Source organism: Rosenbergiella metrosideri (assembly GCF_022602565.1).
GTDB lineage: Bacteria > Pseudomonadota > Gammaproteobacteria > Enterobacterales > Enterobacteriaceae > Rosenbergiella > Rosenbergiella metrosideri.
Genome location: NZ_JALBCV010000007.1, coordinates 82,136 through 98,986, shown reverse-complemented (window position 1 = coordinate 98,986; position 16,851 = coordinate 82,136). Strand labels below are relative to the sequence as shown.

Annotated in this window: 20 protein-coding genes and 1 pseudogene; 12 read left to right on the top strand and 9 right to left on the bottom strand. The window is 45.1% G+C overall.

Annotation, left to right across the window (positions count from 1 at the left end; translation table 11 throughout):
• Positions 1–372 (bottom strand): annotated as a pseudogene (locus MKR94_RS08940) (signal recognition particle-docking protein FtsY); the annotation flags it as partial.
• A 222-nt stretch (positions 373–594) separates the two neighbouring features.
• Here MKR94_RS08940 and rsmD point away from each other — a divergent pair.
• Positions 595–1,170: a 16S rRNA (guanine(966)-N(2))-methyltransferase gene (rsmD, locus tag MKR94_RS08935; protein WP_241646602.1), complete on the top strand. Its 576-nt coding sequence runs from the start codon at positions 595–597 to the stop codon at positions 1,168–1,170.
• A 14-nt stretch (positions 1,171–1,184) separates the two neighbouring features.
• Complete coding sequence (locus tag MKR94_RS08930) at positions 1,185–1,454, top strand: DUF1145 family protein (RefSeq protein ID WP_241646601.1); 270 nt, start codon at positions 1,185–1,187, stop codon at positions 1,452–1,454.
• A 44-nt stretch (positions 1,455–1,498) separates the two neighbouring features.
• Here MKR94_RS08930 and MKR94_RS08925 read toward each other — a convergent pair whose 3' ends face one another.
• Positions 1,499–1,795, bottom strand: a complete 297-nt coding sequence (locus MKR94_RS08925) for a DUF5862 family protein (RefSeq protein WP_241646600.1) — start codon at positions 1,793–1,795, stop codon at positions 1,499–1,501.
• A 397-nt stretch (positions 1,796–2,192) separates the two neighbouring features.
• The gene (tusA, locus tag MKR94_RS08920; protein WP_241646599.1) at positions 2,193–2,438 is read right to left on the bottom strand and encodes a sulfurtransferase TusA; all 246 of its coding nucleotides are present in this window, start codon (positions 2,436–2,438) and stop codon (positions 2,193–2,195) included.
• A gap of 208 nt (positions 2,439–2,646) precedes the next feature.
• On the opposite strand from tusA, the gene MKR94_RS08915 reads away from it, so the two are divergent.
• The 4 genes from MKR94_RS08915 to hemB all read left to right on the top strand — a co-directional run bounded on the left by MKR94_RS08915 (position 2,647) and on the right by hemB (position 6,856).
• Positions 2,647–3,318: a 7-cyano-7-deazaguanine/7-aminomethyl-7-deazaguanine transporter gene (locus tag MKR94_RS08915; protein WP_241646598.1), complete on the top strand. Its 672-nt coding sequence runs from the start codon at positions 2,647–2,649 to the stop codon at positions 3,316–3,318.
• Positions 3,319–3,410: 92 nt separating this feature from the next.
• On the top strand, positions 3,411–3,971 hold the full coding sequence (locus tag MKR94_RS08910) for a DcrB family lipoprotein (protein WP_241646597.1): 561 nt from the start codon (positions 3,411–3,413) through the stop codon (positions 3,969–3,971).
• A 291-nt stretch (positions 3,972–4,262) separates the two neighbouring features.
• Positions 4,263–5,768, top strand: coding sequence for a glycine betaine/L-proline transporter ProP (proP, locus tag MKR94_RS08905; RefSeq protein ID WP_241646596.1), 1,506 nt, complete (start codon positions 4,263–4,265; stop codon positions 5,766–5,768).
• Between the two features lie 101 nt (positions 5,769–5,869).
• The gene (gene hemB / locus MKR94_RS08900) at positions 5,870–6,856 is read left to right on the top strand and encodes a porphobilinogen synthase (RefSeq protein WP_241646595.1); all 987 of its coding nucleotides are present in this window, start codon (positions 5,870–5,872) and stop codon (positions 6,854–6,856) included.
• A gap of 42 nt (positions 6,857–6,898) precedes the next feature.
• Here hemB and MKR94_RS08895 read toward each other — a convergent pair whose 3' ends face one another.
• From MKR94_RS08895 to dnaT, 4 genes are all read right to left on the bottom strand, one after another.
• Complete coding sequence (locus MKR94_RS08895; protein WP_048911157.1) at positions 6,899–7,561, bottom strand: epoxyqueuosine reductase QueH; 663 nt, start codon at positions 7,559–7,561, stop codon at positions 6,899–6,901.
• A gap of 120 nt (positions 7,562–7,681) precedes the next feature.
• Positions 7,682–7,912: a tautomerase PptA gene (gene pptA, locus MKR94_RS08890; protein ID WP_241646594.1), complete on the bottom strand. Its 231-nt coding sequence runs from the start codon at positions 7,910–7,912 to the stop codon at positions 7,682–7,684.
• Positions 7,913–7,939: 27 nt separating this feature from the next.
• Complete coding sequence (dnaC, locus tag MKR94_RS08885) at positions 7,940–8,680, bottom strand: replicative helicase loader DnaC (protein WP_048911155.1); 741 nt, start codon at positions 8,678–8,680, stop codon at positions 7,940–7,942.
• Positions 8,680–9,216 (bottom strand): primosomal protein DnaT, encoded by a 537-nt coding sequence (gene dnaT, locus MKR94_RS08880; RefSeq protein ID WP_241646593.1) that lies wholly within the window; start codon positions 9,214–9,216, stop codon positions 8,680–8,682. The genes dnaC and dnaT overlap by 1 nt, the downstream gene beginning before the upstream one ends.
• A gap of 147 nt (positions 9,217–9,363) precedes the next feature.
• On the opposite strand from dnaT, the gene MKR94_RS08875 reads away from it, so the two are divergent.
• The 6 genes from MKR94_RS08875 (at position 9,364) to MKR94_RS08850 (ending at position 14,452) form a co-directional block, all read left to right on the top strand.
• Complete coding sequence (locus tag MKR94_RS08875; RefSeq protein ID WP_241646592.1) at positions 9,364–9,939, top strand: DNA-3-methyladenine glycosylase I; 576 nt, start codon at positions 9,364–9,366, stop codon at positions 9,937–9,939.
• Positions 9,940–10,016: 77 nt separating this feature from the next.
• A complete protein-coding gene (locus tag MKR94_RS08870) occupies positions 10,017–11,051 on the top strand; it encodes a LacI family DNA-binding transcriptional regulator (RefSeq protein ID WP_241646591.1) in 1,035 nt (344 codons plus the stop codon).
• A 93-nt stretch (positions 11,052–11,144) separates the two neighbouring features.
• Positions 11,145–11,894, top strand: coding sequence for a sugar phosphate isomerase/epimerase family protein (locus MKR94_RS08865; protein WP_241646590.1), 750 nt, complete (start codon positions 11,145–11,147; stop codon positions 11,892–11,894).
• Between the two features lie 37 nt (positions 11,895–11,931).
• Entirely contained in the window at positions 11,932–12,909 is a 978-nt protein-coding gene (locus MKR94_RS08860) for an NAD(P)-dependent oxidoreductase (protein WP_241646589.1), read from the top strand.
• A 61-nt stretch (positions 12,910–12,970) separates the two neighbouring features.
• Positions 12,971–13,879: an EamA family transporter gene (locus tag MKR94_RS08855; RefSeq protein ID WP_241646588.1), complete on the top strand. Its 909-nt coding sequence runs from the start codon at positions 12,971–12,973 to the stop codon at positions 13,877–13,879.
• Between the two features lie 222 nt (positions 13,880–14,101).
• Positions 14,102–14,452 (top strand): YceK/YidQ family lipoprotein, encoded by a 351-nt coding sequence (locus MKR94_RS08850; protein ID WP_241646587.1) that lies wholly within the window; start codon positions 14,102–14,104, stop codon positions 14,450–14,452.
• Here the strand turns inward: MKR94_RS08850 and MKR94_RS08845 are convergent.
• Positions 14,430–15,704 carry a DUF3748 domain-containing protein gene (locus tag MKR94_RS08845; RefSeq protein WP_241646586.1) on the bottom strand — a complete coding sequence of 425 codons (1,275 nt, stop codon included), beginning with the start codon at positions 15,702–15,704 and terminating at the stop codon, positions 14,430–14,432. The genes MKR94_RS08850 and MKR94_RS08845 overlap by 23 nt on opposite strands.
• A 270-nt stretch (positions 15,705–15,974) precedes the next feature.
• The gene (yidA, locus tag MKR94_RS08840; protein WP_241646585.1) at positions 15,975–16,784 is read right to left on the bottom strand and encodes a sugar-phosphatase; all 810 of its coding nucleotides are present in this window, start codon (positions 16,782–16,784) and stop codon (positions 15,975–15,977) included.
• Positions 16,785–16,851 lie beyond the last annotated feature (67 nt).

The following is a 16,851-nucleotide window of genomic DNA, read 5'->3' as shown; positions in this document are numbered from 1 at the left end:
TTGCTCTGGCTCTGGCTCTGGCTCTGGCTCTGGCTCTGGCTCTGGCTCTGGCTCTGGCTCTGGCTCTGGCTCTGGCTCTGGCTCTCTAGGAAGAGTCGACTCCTCCTCCACTAAGTTGTCAACAACCGGTTGTTCATCGCTATGCTCAGTGCCTGCTTCAGTCGTCGAGATTTCAGCTTGCTGAGCGGAATACTCCTGCTCTAATGCTGTCGGCGCAGTATTTTCTTGTTGAGCTTCGTCTTGAAGACTTTCACTAGTCTTGCTGCTATTTTCTGATTCTAGCGACTGAGCCTCGTCCTTAGCAGGCTGTTTTTCGTCGCCTTTACCGAAACCTAACCAGGAAAAAAAGCCACGTTTTTTTTCTTTTGCCATTGTTAGACAATACTCCTTGCTAAGGCCGTCCAGAACAATCCGCTGGAACAATAGCCACCAAAATTATTTGTATCTGTCAGTAATTAACTACTGTCATACTGCGACACTAATGAGATAATCATTCATTCTACCATTTAACCCATACTGCATCACAGTTTCGTTTCGGCGTTTACAGGGCGGACCGCGGTAAAATTCAGTAATAAATCATCGTAAGTATAAACTATGAGCAAATCGGCAGGAAAAATCGGTCAGATACGGATCATCGGGGGCCAGTGGCGCGGCCGTAAATTATCAGTCCTCGATAGCGAAGGGCTAAGGCCGACGACTGACCGTGTGCGGGAAACCCTTTTCAACTGGCTAGCCCCTTGGCTACCTCAAGCAAACTGTTTAGATTGCTATGCAGGTAGCGGCGCACTCGGTATTGAGGCAGCCTCTCGCTATGCAGCGCAAGTCACGCTCATTGAAAAAGAGGCGCATGTCGCTCGTCAGCTGCAGAAGAACCTCGACGTATTGAATGCCCCTCAGCTGACCCTACAGCGTGCGGATACCCTACAGTTTCTCGCTGGATCTCGACCCGATACGCCATTTGATATCGTCTTTATCGATCCACCTTTCCGCCGCGGGCTACTAGAGCAAACAATACAGCTGCTTGAAGTACATCAATGGTTAGCGGAAGATGCCGTGATTTATACTGAAAATGAAGTCGAACAAGGTATGCCGACAGTGCCTGCTAATTGGGTACTGCATAGAGAAAAAGTTGCAGGGCAGGTATGCTATCGTCTTTACCATCGTCAATGATGAGGGAATAGGTAATGTTGATAAACTGTGGCCGAGTCGTAATGGTATTCATCTGGGTAGTGCTATTACTTAATCTCGTGCATCCTGCCACGAAACCGTTGAAATATTTTATCGATGTCGCACTGATATTTATGGTGGTCATGCACGGCTTACAAGTCGTTTTATTAAAAGCGACGCAAAGCAGCACTGGGCCAAAGATGACGAGAAAAGAAGAGATTCAACTATTTATTTTCGGTGTCTTCGAATTACTTTCTTGGCAAAAAAAACATTTTCCCAAAAAGTAAAAAAACTAAAAGAGAGTTCTACTCTCTTTTAGTTCTTCTTTTAATTACATTTCACGGTAAGAAGCAATATAAGGCATCGCTTTATCATAGCCCAGGATACCGCCATAAAGATAACCGCCAATACCTGCTCCGACCGCAGAGGCCGTTAGCCCGACTAACTGGGCAATTCCGCCGATTAACCAACCACCTGCACCACCATATTTACCACCGACCGCTGCACCGGTACCAAAACCATCAATAGCACCCAATAAAGCTCCCCAAAAGGCACCGTTAAAATCACCATCAATCAGGCCACCCGCTCCAGAGATTTTAGTCATCTCTATTAGTGAAATTTCTTTCATATATTTAATCCTTAATAATAGTAAATGAGCTTTATAAATTTATTTAATCTATGAATTAATCAACAACGGGTCTCACGTTGCTGTGTCAACTTTATACTGAAAGCATGACAATTCAATATGTTAGAATCTTATTTATTCGATAATACATTAATGTTTCATTCTTACTATTACGTTAAATGGATATATTACATTGTGAATAATATAATTTAGAACATATCCTAGATTAGCGCTCAGATGAACAACGTATTTAAAGAGGGATGATTGAAAGAGAGTCAAGTTAACTAAATATGTGATTTTTTACGGGGTATCACATTCACTTACTACGAGTAAACCATGGGCTGTGAAGGGGGTAAGATAGGCCAACTCAACGACAACACTGCTGGCCGTGGGGACCAAGTTAAGCCCCCTTTTTAACGAAAAAAACGTAAGGCATCTCCGTCGATTGCGCACTTAATAACGTATGTTCCATAAATTCGCAAAAACCTGGGATATCCCGCTTTGTTGCGGGATCATCGGCAATTATTTTAACGACTTGGCCATTTTGCATACTACGGACCATTTTTCTCACCAGCATCACCGGCTCTGGGCATCGTAAACCACGGGTGTCCAATAATTGATCATAATTTTCGGCTTGGTTATTCATAACACGTCTCTTGGGGATAAAAACATCGCAGTGTACTTCGCCTCGGCGTTACAGACAATTTCTGCCGCACGAGTAGCCTAGCACAGTCATTAGCAATAGTTGCTTGCATAATCGCCGTAGATTAGTAAGATGCAGCCCATCTCGTCTGAGTCCGTACTATTTTTAACCAATTGGGTTCCCTCACCCCATTCTACTAAAAAGGCTACAAATGAATAGTTTTACCGACAAACAGCGTAAAAAGCTGTTATTACCCTTGGCTATTTTTCACCTTATTATCATCACGTCCAGTAATTACTTGGTTCAGCTTCCGGTGAGTGTGTTTGGCTTTACCACGACATGGGGGGCTTTTAGCTTTCCTTTCATCTTCCTTGCTACTGATCTCACAGTACGCATATTCGGCGCATCTTTGGCGCGGAAAATTATTCTCGCGGCAATGCTTCCTGCATTACTGCTTTCATTTATTATTTCTAGCCTCTTCTACCAGGCCTCTTGGCAAGGTTGGCAGGCGCTAATAGGCCTAAACACTGTCGTGATTCGAATCGCGTTAGCAAGTTTCGTTGCCTACGTACTCGGCCAGCTATTAGACATTACTGTTTTTAATCGCTTAAGGATGGCAAAACAATGGTGGCTAGCCCCAGTTGCCGCGATGTTTTTTGGAAACCTTAGTGATACATTCGCCTTTTTCTCGATTGCATTCCTACATAGCAGCGACCCCTTTATGGCGGCTCACTGGCAAGAAATCGCGTTGGTTGACTATAGTTATAAGGTTTTGATCTGTCTTATCTTTTTTATTCCAATTTATGGTCTACTGTTAAATACCATTATTAAGCGCCTGCTTGGCGATACACGCTTTTACTCTTTACACACGAATAAGGGATAAAACGTTAAGACGAAATGTGCAACACAATACTGTTTGCAATACCGCACTATTTCAGCTTTGATAACGACATAAATTGTAAGGAAGGGATTAGTATGCGACACATTACACACTATATGGGTATCTTTTTAGTCGTACTTGGTCTTGCTGCCTGCGATCAAAAGAAAGATGATCCCCAAGCACAACACCACGATCAAAGTGCCTCACAAAGTCAGCATCAGAATATCTCGTTACTCGACGGCAAACTGACCTTTAGCCTGCCACAAGGAATGAGTGATCAGACCGGTAAACTTGGAACCGAGTCGAACAATATGCATGTCTATGCGAACAGTAATGGTCAGCAAGCGGTAATCGTGATCGTCGGCGATGAAACCGCGCTAACCCTGCCGCAACTTTCTCAGAAACTTCAAGACCAACAGCGGAATCGTGATCCTCAGCTGCAAGTCGTTGCGGATAAATCTATCACTTTAGGCCACACACCTGGTCAACAGTTAGACAGCGTCGTTTCTACTAATAATCACAGTAATTGGTCTACGGTCGTTCTTGCTAAACTGAATAATCAGCTTGTTACCCTACAGATTTCTCTGCCTGCCGATAACCAATCTCAATCGCAAAGTATCGCCTCAGAGATCGTTCAGTCCATCAATATCCATTAAGTCTATTCAGGCCGTTATTCCTTATAACGGCCCATCTATTTATCCTTTTTTACTTCTCTCTTGACGAAATTTCGTATCAGTCAACCGCTAGGATTTGGTTAAAAAACGTTCTGAATGTGACTTCACGCACAGATATACAGTATACTTAGCCGCTTATTGGTATAATTACACTGATAATTATTGAAGAGACTTTGGTTCAAAATTTAAAAAATCTCATATAATTTTGTTACCAAGCTTCACGTGCTTTTGAACGACTGCTTAGCAAATTTCCGTCACATTATAGGTAAATTTATGAAATTACGTAGGAAGCGTATTAAACCCATCGGAATTGATGACGTTACTATCATAGACGATGCTCGTTTACGTAAAGCAATCACTGCTGCTTCATTAGGAAATGCAATGGAGTGGTTCGACTTCGGGGTTTACGGTTTTGTCGCCTATGCGTTAGGTAAAATCTTTTTCCCTTCCGCTACGCCTGGCATTCAGATGATTGCTGCGTTGGCAACTTTCTCCGTTCCCTTCTTGATTCGTCCTCTGGGTGGACTCTTTTTTGGTATGCTCGGGGATAAATACGGCCGCCAAAAAATACTCTCTGTCACCATTGTGATTATGTCGGTCAGTACCTTCTGTATCGGACTTATCCCTTCTTATGCTTCTATCGGTATCTGGGCGCCAATCCTGCTGCTGCTTGCCAAAATGGCGCAAGGATTCTCCGTTGGGGGCGAATATACTGGTGCCTCAATCTTCGTTGCGGAATACTCCCCTGACCGTAAACGCGGTTTTATGGGTAGCTGGTTAGATTTCGGCTCCATTGTTGGCTTCGTGCTTGGTGCGGGTGTGGTTGTTCTTATTTCTACCATTATCGGTGAAGCACGCTTTATGGAATGGGGCTGGCGTCTACCGTTCTTCTTAGCATTACCGTTAGGGATTGTCGGACTTTACCTTCGTCATGCCTTAGAAGAAACCCCTGCCTTCCAACAACACGTCGATAAATTAGAGCAAGGCGACCGCGAAGGGCTTCAGAACGGTCCAAAAGTCTCTTTCAAAGACATTGCGACAAAACACTGGAAAAGCCTGCTAGCGTGTATCGGTCTAGTGATCGCGACTAACGTCACCTACTACATGTTACTGACTTACATGCCGAGCTATCTTTCACACAATCTTCATTACTCAGAAGATCACGGTGTGTTGATTATTATCGCAATTATGATTGGTATGCTATTTATCCAACCCGTTATGGGAATGCTCAGTGACCGATTCGGACGCCGTCCATTTGTTATCGTCGGCAGTATTGCTCTGTTCTTCACAGCAATTCCAGCCTTTATGTTAATCACCAGTAATGTACTCGGTTTGATCTTTGCAGGCCTACTGATTTTGGCCGTAGTGTTAAACTGTTTTACTGGGGTCATGGCATCATCCTTACCGGCGATGTTCCCGACGAATATCCGTTACAGCGCATTAGCCAGCGCATTTAATATTTCCATTCTGATCGCTGGTCTAACACCGACCATCATCGCATGGCTGGTTGAAGCCTCGAATAATCTTTTCATGCCTGCTTATTATCTGATGGTCGTTGCAATTATCGGACTTATCACGGGTATCTTCATGAAAGAGACCGCTAATAAACCGCTGATTGGCGCAACACCTGCGGCATCTGATTTAGATGAAGCACGTGAAATTTTACAAGAGCACCACGATAATATCGGTCAAAAAATTGACGATATCAATGAAGAGATCCAAAAACTAGAGCAAAAGCGTAGTCGTTTAGTTGATCAACATCCAGATATTAAAGAGTAAGTGATAAGCCCCCGAAAGGGGGCTTTTTGGCACACAAAGCCATGTCCTTCCCTCCTTATAGGCGTAAGCTTTTACTTTCCACAATCTGTACGAGAGTATCCATGTCTGAACTTATTCTCCCCAATCGCCCAAGAAGGCTCCGCAAAACTGCATCAATGCGCGAACTCTTCAAAGAACAATCACTAAGCCTGAATGACCTAATCCTTCCTATTTTTGTCGAGGAAGGCGCAGAGGACTATCAACCCATAAATGCTATGCCGGGCGTGATGCGTATTCCTGAAAAACGCCTTGCATTCGAAATTGAACGTATTGCCAAAGCAGGGATTCGGTCGGTGATGACATTCGGAATTTCTCATCATCTTGATGAGACCGGTAGTGATGCGTGGGCGGAGAATGGACTCGTCTCAAGAATGTCTCGAATCTGTAAAGAGACTGTACCAGAGATGATAGTGATGTCTGACACATGCTTCTGCGAATATACCTCACACGGACACTGCGGGATTCTATGCGCTAATGGCGAAGTCCATAACGACCAAACCTTAGTGAATCTTGGTAAGCAGGCGGTTGCCGCCGCACAGGCTGGTGCTGATTTTATTGCGCCTTCCGCCGCAATGGATGGTCAGGTTAAAGCCATTCGTCAGGCTCTGGATCACGCTGGATTCCATAACACACCAATCATGGCTTATTCCACGAAATTTGCCTCAGCGTTTTATGGTCCTTTCCGCGAAGCAGCAGGAACGGCCTTAAAAGGCGACCGCAAAACTTATCAGATGAACCCGATGAACCGCCGTGAAGCCATCCGTGAGTCATTGCTTGATGAAGCCGAGGGAGCTGATGTGCTAATGGTTAAGCCTGCAGGAGCCTATCTGGATATTATTCGCGATATACGCGAACGTAGCGACCTGCCACTGGCTGCCTATCAAGTGAGTGGTGAATACGCGATGATTAAGTTCGCCGCTCAAGCGGGTGCCATTGATGAAACAAATGTAGTGTTAGAGAGCCTAGGGGCGATTAAGCGAGCCGGCGCGGATACCATCCTCTCTTATTTTGCTCTAGAGCTTGCTGAGCAAAAGATCCTGACCGCCTAATTATCTGTAAACCGCCCGTTGAGGGCGGTCTTCGGGGCCGTGTTACTCTTTACTGTCTGCTTCGTAATACTGCACACCAATCTGGATACGCTCGCGACCCGTCGCCACACGATGACGGTTAGTATCGCGCAGTGAATAGATACATCCGCAATACTCTTGCTGGTAAAAGCGCTCACGTTTACTGATATCGATCATCCGCTTAGAACCGCCGCCTTTGCGCCAGTTAAACTCCCAATACATCATATCGGGGTACTTCGAAGCCGCTCTTACGCCGCAGTCATTGATTTGTTCCATGTTTTTCCAGCGAGAGATACCTAAACACGAGGTAATCACCGGAAAACCATTTTCGTGTGCATAAAGAGCCGTACGCTCAAAACGCATATCGAAACACATCGTACAACGTTCACCACGCTCAGGTTCCCACTCCATGCCTTTTGCTCGTTCGAACCAGTTATCTCGATCATAATCGGCATCAATAAAAGGGATGCCAAATTTCTCTGCGAAACGAATATTCTCTTCTTTACGTAATTCGTACTCTTTAAGAGGATGGATATTCGGGTTATAGAAAAAAATGGTGTATTCAATTCCCGAGGCTAACATTGCCTCCATCACTTCACCTGAACAAGGCGCACAACAAGAGTGAAGCAGAACCTTATTATGTCCCCCAGGTAAGGGTATCGGTTTACGCTCTAAAGAGTCAGACATACTCATATTCCAAATAAATCTCATAACAAAACACGCCGCATCAGCTAAGCGTAGACAGGTATCACTTTTTTCGGTAATCCAATAGGCTATTTTCTGAATAACAACCTATCGTTTGAATCCTTACAGAGAATAACCCGGTTTCTTAATCAGGTTTTCTTCTTGGGCCATAATTTCGGGCTCATAGACCGTTTCACGCCACGCGTCCGGTGTGACATGCTGCAGAGAAACGCTCACTGATTCTGTTTTTGAGGCGAAACGTCTAACGATGACATCTGTAATCTCGTCTGCCAGCGCTTGTTTTTCCTCATCTGTAAATTCGCGAGGAAAGCTTTTAATGTCTACATGCGGCATATATTCTCCTAATCGGTCAGTTTTTTATTAGTACTCATTACCCATCACGCGATCGCGATAGCTTTCCCAATCAAATCTTACCCATAAGCTATTGCCGAGTCGCATACGGTCCATAACCCGCTCGCCTAATAACGCGTTCATACCTTCATGGTTTAGATTGGAAAGCATACCAGTGGGGCGTTTGGAAGAAGAGCGACGGTCAACGATTTGGTTAATAATAACCTTCTCATAACGGGATTCCGTTTGCATACCAATTTCATCGATGACAAGGAGATCGACGGTGCTCAAGTCGTGAAGTAAGCGCTCCTCGGTCATCGAGCTACCACCACTGAATGTTCCCTTCATGGTCGACATCACGTCAGCCACGGTCATAATTAATACGCTTTTACCCTGTAAGATTAGGCTATTACCAATCGCTGCCGCAAGATGGTTCTTACCGGTCCCTGGGCGACCCGAAAAGACAAAGCTTGCGATACTTTGCCCAAATTGGTCGGCATATTCCCGCGCCGCTAACAACGCTTTTCGCTGCCCTTCGCTTTCTACTCGATAATTATCGAATGAACAGTTCAGATGCAGTTCTCTAATCCCAGATCGGCCCATAATACGTTGCATTTTCATCGCCCGGTTCTCACGTACGATTGCTTCAGAACGTAGGCGGCCCTGCTCTTGGTTCCAAGCAAGAAGCTCTTTACCCTCAGTAAACTTTGGGGTAATGCCATCGGGCATAAACTTCTTGAGCCTCGTAAATAAATTTTCGGGTGTCTTCATTATTCACCTCTAAAGCCACTGGGAATCTGGTAATCAGGCTCTGCTATTTGTGTGATATCGCGTTTAGATGTTACGTGCGGAGCGCCGCGGCTAACTTGTAAATGACGCGCTAATTTCTGTTGCCATTGCACTTGATGAAAAATACGCCCTTCTGCCTGCCAGTAGGCAATAAACGCGGTAAGTTCTTCTACCGTAACCGGTTCGTGCAGGGCGATGCCCCATAGCGCAGCTTGACGCAAAAAGTCGCTATCAGGTTGCCAACCCGAATATAACGCGAATTTACCTGTAGGGGCCTTAACCACTGTTGCGGGGTCATCAAAAAAGTCAGCGTCGAGCGCAATAGCACTTTGATTTTGTAGTTGTGCTTCAGCCATTAATAACTGATTGAGACGAGCTGGCGATAAGCCATAAAAAATAGGTTGGTTATTATCGAACACGGCTACCGTTTGCTGATCGGCATGCTCAATAGCCGTAGCCGGAGCTTGGCAAAACTGTTCTAATCCTATGATTGAAGAAGATAAAATCTTTACCGACATGTGATAACTCGAACCTCAGTATTTTTGTATGCTAACTTCGTGCAGAGCACAAGCGCTGCTTAACCTCTATAGTGTATCAACTTTGCTACGAGTGATCGCGCAAAGCTGTGCTTTTCATGCTGATGAATAAGTAAACAGGAGTAATCTATGGATAAAACTCGTTGTGGTTGGGTCACGAATGACCCTGATTACCTCGCTTACCATGATCACGAATGGGGAGTCCCGTGTTTTGATCGGCAACGTCTTTTTGAAATGCTCTGTTTAGAGGGACAGCAAGCCGGGCTATCATGGATTACCGTGTTAAAAAAACGTGAAGCCTATCGGCGGGCGTTCTTCCAGTTCGAGCCGGAGAAGGTGGCTCAGATAAGTTCAGAGACAATGAATACACTGCTACAATCACCGGAGTTGATTCGCAATAAATTAAAAATTCGCTCAATTATTAATAATGCACAGGCATTATTGGCGATGGAGGCGAAAGGCGAAGATTTCGTTGACCTTATTTGGCATACCGTTGAGTACCAGCCAATCGTGCAGTCCTATAAGGATTATCGCTTGGCTCCTGTCAGTAGCCCACAGGCAATATCTTTATATAAGGCATTGAAAAAAAGAGGATTTAAATTTATAGGTCCCGTTATTTGTCATGCTTATATGCAAGCTTGTGGACTTATTGTTGATCATCAAGTGAACTGTTTTAAATATTCAGAGACAAATAATAGCCTCTAACAAGACGTAATTTAGGGCGCAATATTGCTTAAGCCTTGGTATATTTAATAAATAATTATAATGCATTGGGAGTTTTGATGAGCACCAAGTCAACAAGAGCAACAATCAGTGATGTTGCTAAAGCGGCTAAAACTGGTAAAACGAGCGTATCGCGCTACCTTAATGGTGAGCATCAACTGCTTTCAGATGATCTAAAAAATCGCATTAAGGACGCCATTAGCGACTTGAATTACAGCCCTAGTCAAATGGCGAGAAGCCTAAAACATGGTCGCACCAAATTAATTGGGCTATTGATCGCTGATATTACCAATCCCTATTCCATCGAGGTAATGGGTGGTGTTGAGACCGCTTGTCGCGATAACGGTTTTACTCTGCTGATGTGTAATACCAACAATAAGCCCCATCTTGAGCAACATTACTTACAGCTTCTAAGCAGTTATCAAGTTGAAGGTATTATTGTTAATGCCGCCAATATGCAAGAAACTGCATTTGACTGTATTCAGCACACCTCAATCCCTCTTACATTAATTGACCGAAAAGTTAGCAATTATGATTACGATGTCGTCGGTTTAGACAATTTCCAAGGGTCGGTTGATATTACTGAACATTTGATCAATAACCATTATCGTTCATTGTTGTTTATTAGTGAGCCTATCGCACAGGTTAATACCCGTAAAGAACGCTTAGAGGGATATCTTAACACTGTCTCTCAACATCAAAACCTCACCGCGGAACACGCTGAAGTTGCCTTAGATAATCCTGAGTTATTACAGAAAACGCTATCTGAATTTGTTACCCGTCACGCGGGACAGCCCTCAGCGATCATTACTGCAAATGGCGCTCTAATGTTACTAGTAACTAAGGTCTTACATGCCATGAAATTGGTCTGGGGTAAAGATATTGGCCTCGCGAGCTTCGACGAGATGAACTGGTCGTCGATTGCAGGTTGCGGGATCACCACACTACAACAGCCGACCCATCAGATTGGCTACAGTGCTTTCCAAAATATTTTGACTAGACTTAAGCATTCAGAAAATCCTGCGCAGGAAACTCGCTTTGAAGGCAGACTGATCGTTCGCCCATCAAGTCACGCGTTACCCAGCAAAGAATAAATATTGAGAAAGTGCGCACTGTAGTGTTTTTCTCTCTTCCATGTGGAACCGATACCATTTATTCTGTAGTGTTGTAAGACTTGAGAGGTGGTGATGGAACGAAAAATTATTGTTGTAACCGCGGCTTTCGGTGTCGACGTTGTCTATCAAGCGGGTGGACAGCGCTACTTTATTCCGATCATCGCTCAGTCGGGTGCTGATGGCGTAGAAATACGCCGAGAGCTTCTGTCGTCAGAGATCGACGATGAACTGATTGAACTCAAGTCACTAATTGAAGAACAAGGACTCTTTTCTTACTACTCTGTCCCTGAGTCGCTTTTCAGCGCACCGGGTACGATTAACCCACGGCTAGAACACTTTCAGCACGAAGCAGCCTTACTTAATGCACGAGCGATTAAGTTTGCCTTGGGTGCGGGAGCAGGGGGTTATGCTACTGAACACTTAGCAGAACGGCTTGCTGGCTGTCGTATTCCACTTCTGATTGAAAATGATCAAACTTCGACCGGTAAGATTCAAGCAATGTTGGATTATTTCAATCGCCATCACCCGCTGCCAACCGTACAAGGTATGACGTTCGATATGGCTAATTGGTTGTGGGTCGACGAGTCACCGAATGATGCGGCTAAGCAGCTTGCACCCTACGTCGCCTATTGCCATGTCAAAGCAGCGGTGAAAACCGATGCCTGTTGGCAGGCTATCAGTTTAGATCAATCACAAGGCGAATGGCGTTCACTCCTCAACATAATGCCCGAAGGAGTCCCTTTAGGGATTGAGTTTCCATTAGAAGGTCGTGATATCGCCGAACGTGTCCACTATTACGTAGGGCTACTTCGTGCTGCATGAAGTGCTTTATTTCTAAATATCGTTAAGAGAGGTTCGAATGAAACCCACTATTATCCAATTTATGCCACTCCCCGATGATTTGGTCAATAAACTCACTGACCACTTTGAGGTGGTAGAGGTGGATAACCTTGATCAAGAGACTGTCACTCAGCATGCTGAGGCATTCAGTAAGGCTGAAGGATTAATCGGATCTGGGGGAAAAGTTAATGAGGCATTACTTGCTCAGATGCCAGCATTAAAAGTGTGTTCTACTGTCTCTGCAGGTTATGACTCCTATGATGTCGAGGCCTTAACCCATCATAAGGCTATCCTGACCAATACTCCTGGAGCACTGACGGAAACTGTCGCCGATGCCATGATGGCACTTGTGCTTTGCGCAGCAAGAAATATTCCCGCGATGGATCAGTGGGTAAAAACTGGAGGGTGGGATGCCGCACCGGAAAAGTTACCTCTTGCTATTGATGTTCACCATAAGAAGATGGGGATCATTGGTATGGGTCGTATCGGGTTAGCGTTGGCGAAGCGCGCACATCTCGGCTTTGGTATGGATATTATCTACAATGCCCGCAAGCCACATAAGAACGCAGAGCAAGAAGTTAACGCCCACTATGCCAGCGTTGAGCAACTTCTCGCTGAAGCTGATTTCGTCTGTGTCGTATTACCACTTACTGATGAGACTCATCATTTGATTAGTCATGCACAATTTGACCAAATGAAAGAAAGCGCGATTTTAGTGAACGCCGGTAGAGGACCTGTCGTTGATGAGGAAGCCCTTATTGCCGCGCTGAAAGCGAAGAAAATTTATGGTGCTGGCTTAGATGTATTTGAGAAAGAACCCCTAGTAGGCAGTTCCGAGTTAACGAAATTGCCTAATGTTGTCACCTTACCTCATATCGGCTCGGCAACTCACGAAACGCGCTATGCGATGAAGCGTGATGGCGTTGAAAACCTGATTTTAGGGCTACAAGGGAAATTGACAGAAAATATTATCAATCCTGAAGCCTTGAAGGCATAATTTTCTGTTTACTGGGCATCGTAATGATGCCCCTCTCCAGCCCTCTAGTCAGGGGATGACTATGTCGATAAAAGATGTTGGGTTAGCCTTGCTCGTCATTCTTATTTGGGGCATAAACTTTGTCGTGATCAAGATAGGCTTGCATAATTTTTCCCCCTTTTTACTTGCTGGACTCCGCTTTACTTTTGTTGCCTTTCCCGCCTGTTTATTGGTTTCTAGGCCGAAAGTCCCGTTACATCTAATCATCGCTTACGGGCTAACGATCAGTTTCCTACAATTTGCCCTACTGTTCTTGGCCTTAAATCTTGGTATGCCAGCAGGCTTAGCATCACTACTGTTACAGTCTCAAGCTTTCTTTACCCTTTTCTTCGGCGCGCTCTGCTTAGGCGAGAAAATTCACTCTCACCATATCGTTGGGTTACTGATAGCGATAGTGGGTATGGCCTGTTTAGCAAACAGCAGTATCCATCCCGATCAAACTTCAGGGATGTCATTATTCACTTTATTACTGACTTTAGGGGCAGCCTTAAGTTGGGGTATTGGCAACATCGTGAGTAAGGTAATTTTAAGGCGTTATCCTGTCGAGCCGTTGAAGTTGGTGGTGTGGAGTGCTTTTGTACCTATCCTACCTTTCTTTCTGTGTGCCATGTTTATTGATGGTCAAGAAACACTCTGGCATAGCCTCGTAAATATTAACTTATTCAATGTAATTACTATCTTCTATCTGGCGATTCTGTGTACGGTCGTTGCCTATGCGATTTGGGGGGGATTACTCAGCAAATACCCCACTACCACTGTGGCCCCCATGACCCTGCTCGTGCCTGTTGTTGGGATGGTTGCCGCCACCCTAGTGTTGGGTGAAACCTTGACTGGCTGGCAAATCTTATCGGTAGTGTTGATTATTATAGGCCTTGTCGTGAATAGCTTTGCGCCAAGGATAGCCAGTTATCTACGTCTTAGTCGTCGTTAACCATGGAGTGGATACTCTTTTTTCACTCTGGAATTCAGGATTCCTAATTGAACGATTATTAGCCGTTACAGGTCACACTTTTTTTCTCAAATGAAAGGAATTAGAAAGGAATATTTTAGGATTTGTCATACACTGAAGACATACTGCCTAAGCAGCAACAATAGAAATGGTTATTGGATGTTGCCTAACCTGCTTCACCATGGATGGATCGAGGAGTTACACATGCTCAGACGTAAAGCTCTACCTAAATTTGTCATGATTTCCAGCTGTCTAGTCTGCCTTACAGCCTGCTCTAGCATTATGTCGCACACAGGAGATAATCGTGGATACTACCTTGGCACACAAGCTAATAACAAAATTATTGACAGTAACGAAACGACATGGGGCATAAAATCTTTAGCCGTACTGGATTACCCTTTCTCAGCAATCACCGATACGCTGATCTTACCTTGGGATTATTACCGCAACAGTCGCAGTGAACCTTCTTCGCTGAGAGATCGTGTCGCGGCCAGTGAAAAGCTAGACCATACCGACGAAGCGCTTGCCCAAGCTAACACCAATATAATTCAGTAGTTTTCACCACAAAGATCTGTCTAAACCCCCCAATATCGCGCATAAAGGCTATTTTATCGCCTTTCGGTGACCACACTACCGCCTCAGCACAAGGTGCGGTCGACGTCCTATCGGTAAGCGGTATGGTCGTGCCCAAATGAATATCGTAAATAACAACCTGATTATCTAGCACAAAGGTAAGTGCTTGACCTAAAGGATGCCAAGTAAAGGCGGATTGCACATCATGGCGACCGGCGGTTAATTGCTGCGGTTCACCGCCATTAGGCGAAATCACCCAAAGCTGAATCACATCGTTTATATCTGCCATTAAAAAGGCGATCATACTGCCATCCGGCGAGCTTCTTAACCAATGTCGCGGTTGTAGGGCAACACCTCTCCCTTCACTGAAGGTGAGTCTACGCTGCTTAATTCCAGCGGGTGGTGCGGGTAAACGGTATTCGGTGCCCTCAATGGGATACTCGCCAGCACATTGATAGGCGCCAAAATCTTCTGGAAGGTCAACAATAAAAATTTCTGGGACGCTGTGTCCTGCAGCAGAAACTGTCTCACCAATAAAAGCCAATGCCCAGCGCTGCCGCTGCCCTGAGTGATTGATATAACCGCTATCCCCAATCCAACCTTCCTCGAAGGCCCGTGATATTTGATCGCTACCTGGCTGTGGTATACCCGTTGTTTGACTGACGACTACGCAAAAATAGGTACCATCGTGTTCTCGATGTGCCTTGTTTAATACCGTTACAGGATGGTGTGGCAGAGCGATAGCCACATTGCGCTGATCTTCTTCAATCGCACGTTGACGCATCACGTGGTCATTATAGGTGAAACTAATCCTATCACCTTCCCGGCTGAACATATGCACGTGGCTGCCCCCACGTAATGCCCCAAGGGTAAAAGGCGGCGTGATATCACAAGCGTCTAACGTTTCAACGCCCCCTGAGGAGAGTATGACCCCACGCCGGTGATGAACATCATATTGCCATCCATCATCAGGGGACTCCGGACCATGGATACAAACAAAGCGGTCATTTATTTGCGGATGTGCGGTAATCACTCCTACATGCGCTCCCTGCGATGCCCGATAGATTTCAGTGACCTCCCCCGTTTCAACCTGAATTTTTTCAACACTCTTGCTCGTAAAAAGATGCTGGGCAGGGCGCAGATCGTAAACGAGGCTCTGACCGTCAGCACTCCAAACTTGTGCATTGGTAAGTTGATGATGTTGTAGGCGGGTCGTGACTTGTACTTCATCCATATCGGTTTCCTAAGGCATCGACGCAAAATCGTACTATGCCGTAATCATCGCACAGCGTCTAGGCAAAAAAAAGCTGCCTTTCGGCAGCCATTCAGGGAATAAAACGCTCTTATTATAATGACTTATTAGACAACTTGCTCACAGTGCTAATGTTTGGTCACTTCAGTATTATCTGTAATGACTGAGTATGTTAATAATAACCCTAGTTACTATTTTACGATTGCCCAAAAATGCGGTTTTTGTCACTATTTTGTCCGCTTTATAATCACCCTATAGCGCCCACTGTTGGATCGCTTTGGCAACGCCATCCTCGCGATTAGAGGCTGTATGATAAGCGGCCTGCTCTTTAACTGCATCAATAGCATTGCCCATTGCCACCCCATAGCCGGCCCAAGCTAACATAGTCAAGTCGTTTTCATGATCACCCACCGCTAAGACTTCTTCAGCATTGATCCCAAGCAGTTCGGCAAGGTGGCGCACGCTATTACCTTTACTGACTCGCTTATCCAGGATCTCAAGATAGTGGTTAGCGCTCTTCACTAACGTATAACGATCATGCAGATCAGCTGGCAGCTGGCTAATTGCTTTATCTAATTGTTCTGGCTCGTCCACTATCATCAGTTTTGGGAAACGGAGCGTAGCGTCCATCGAGTCCACACTACGATAACGTAATGGGATCCCTGTAATCTCGGATTCATGCACCGTATAACGGCTAATATCTTGGTTAGGCGTATAGAGATGTTGTTTATCCAACGCTTGGAAGTGGACTTCTAGCTGCTGAGATAATTGCTCAAAGTAGTGATAATCTTTCATCCCTAGCGTTGTCTCTAAGATAGGGTGTCCATCTTCCGCGCGCTGGACCAAGCCGCCATTGTAACTGATACAATATTGCCCGGGAACATTAAGCCCTAGCTCAGCAACGTACTTTTGCATCCCTATGTAAGGACGCCCTGAGGCAAGCACGACAAGTATTCCTTTTGCTTTAGCCTGCTCGATTGCCGACTTTACCGCTGCCGTGATTTCATGCTGCGGATTGAGTAACGTGCCGTCCATATCTAATGCAATCATTTTTACTGCCATGTTTACCCCTCTGCATAAATAAAAAAACACCGCTGCAATGTGCTGGCGGTGTTTTCAGAGTAGCTCA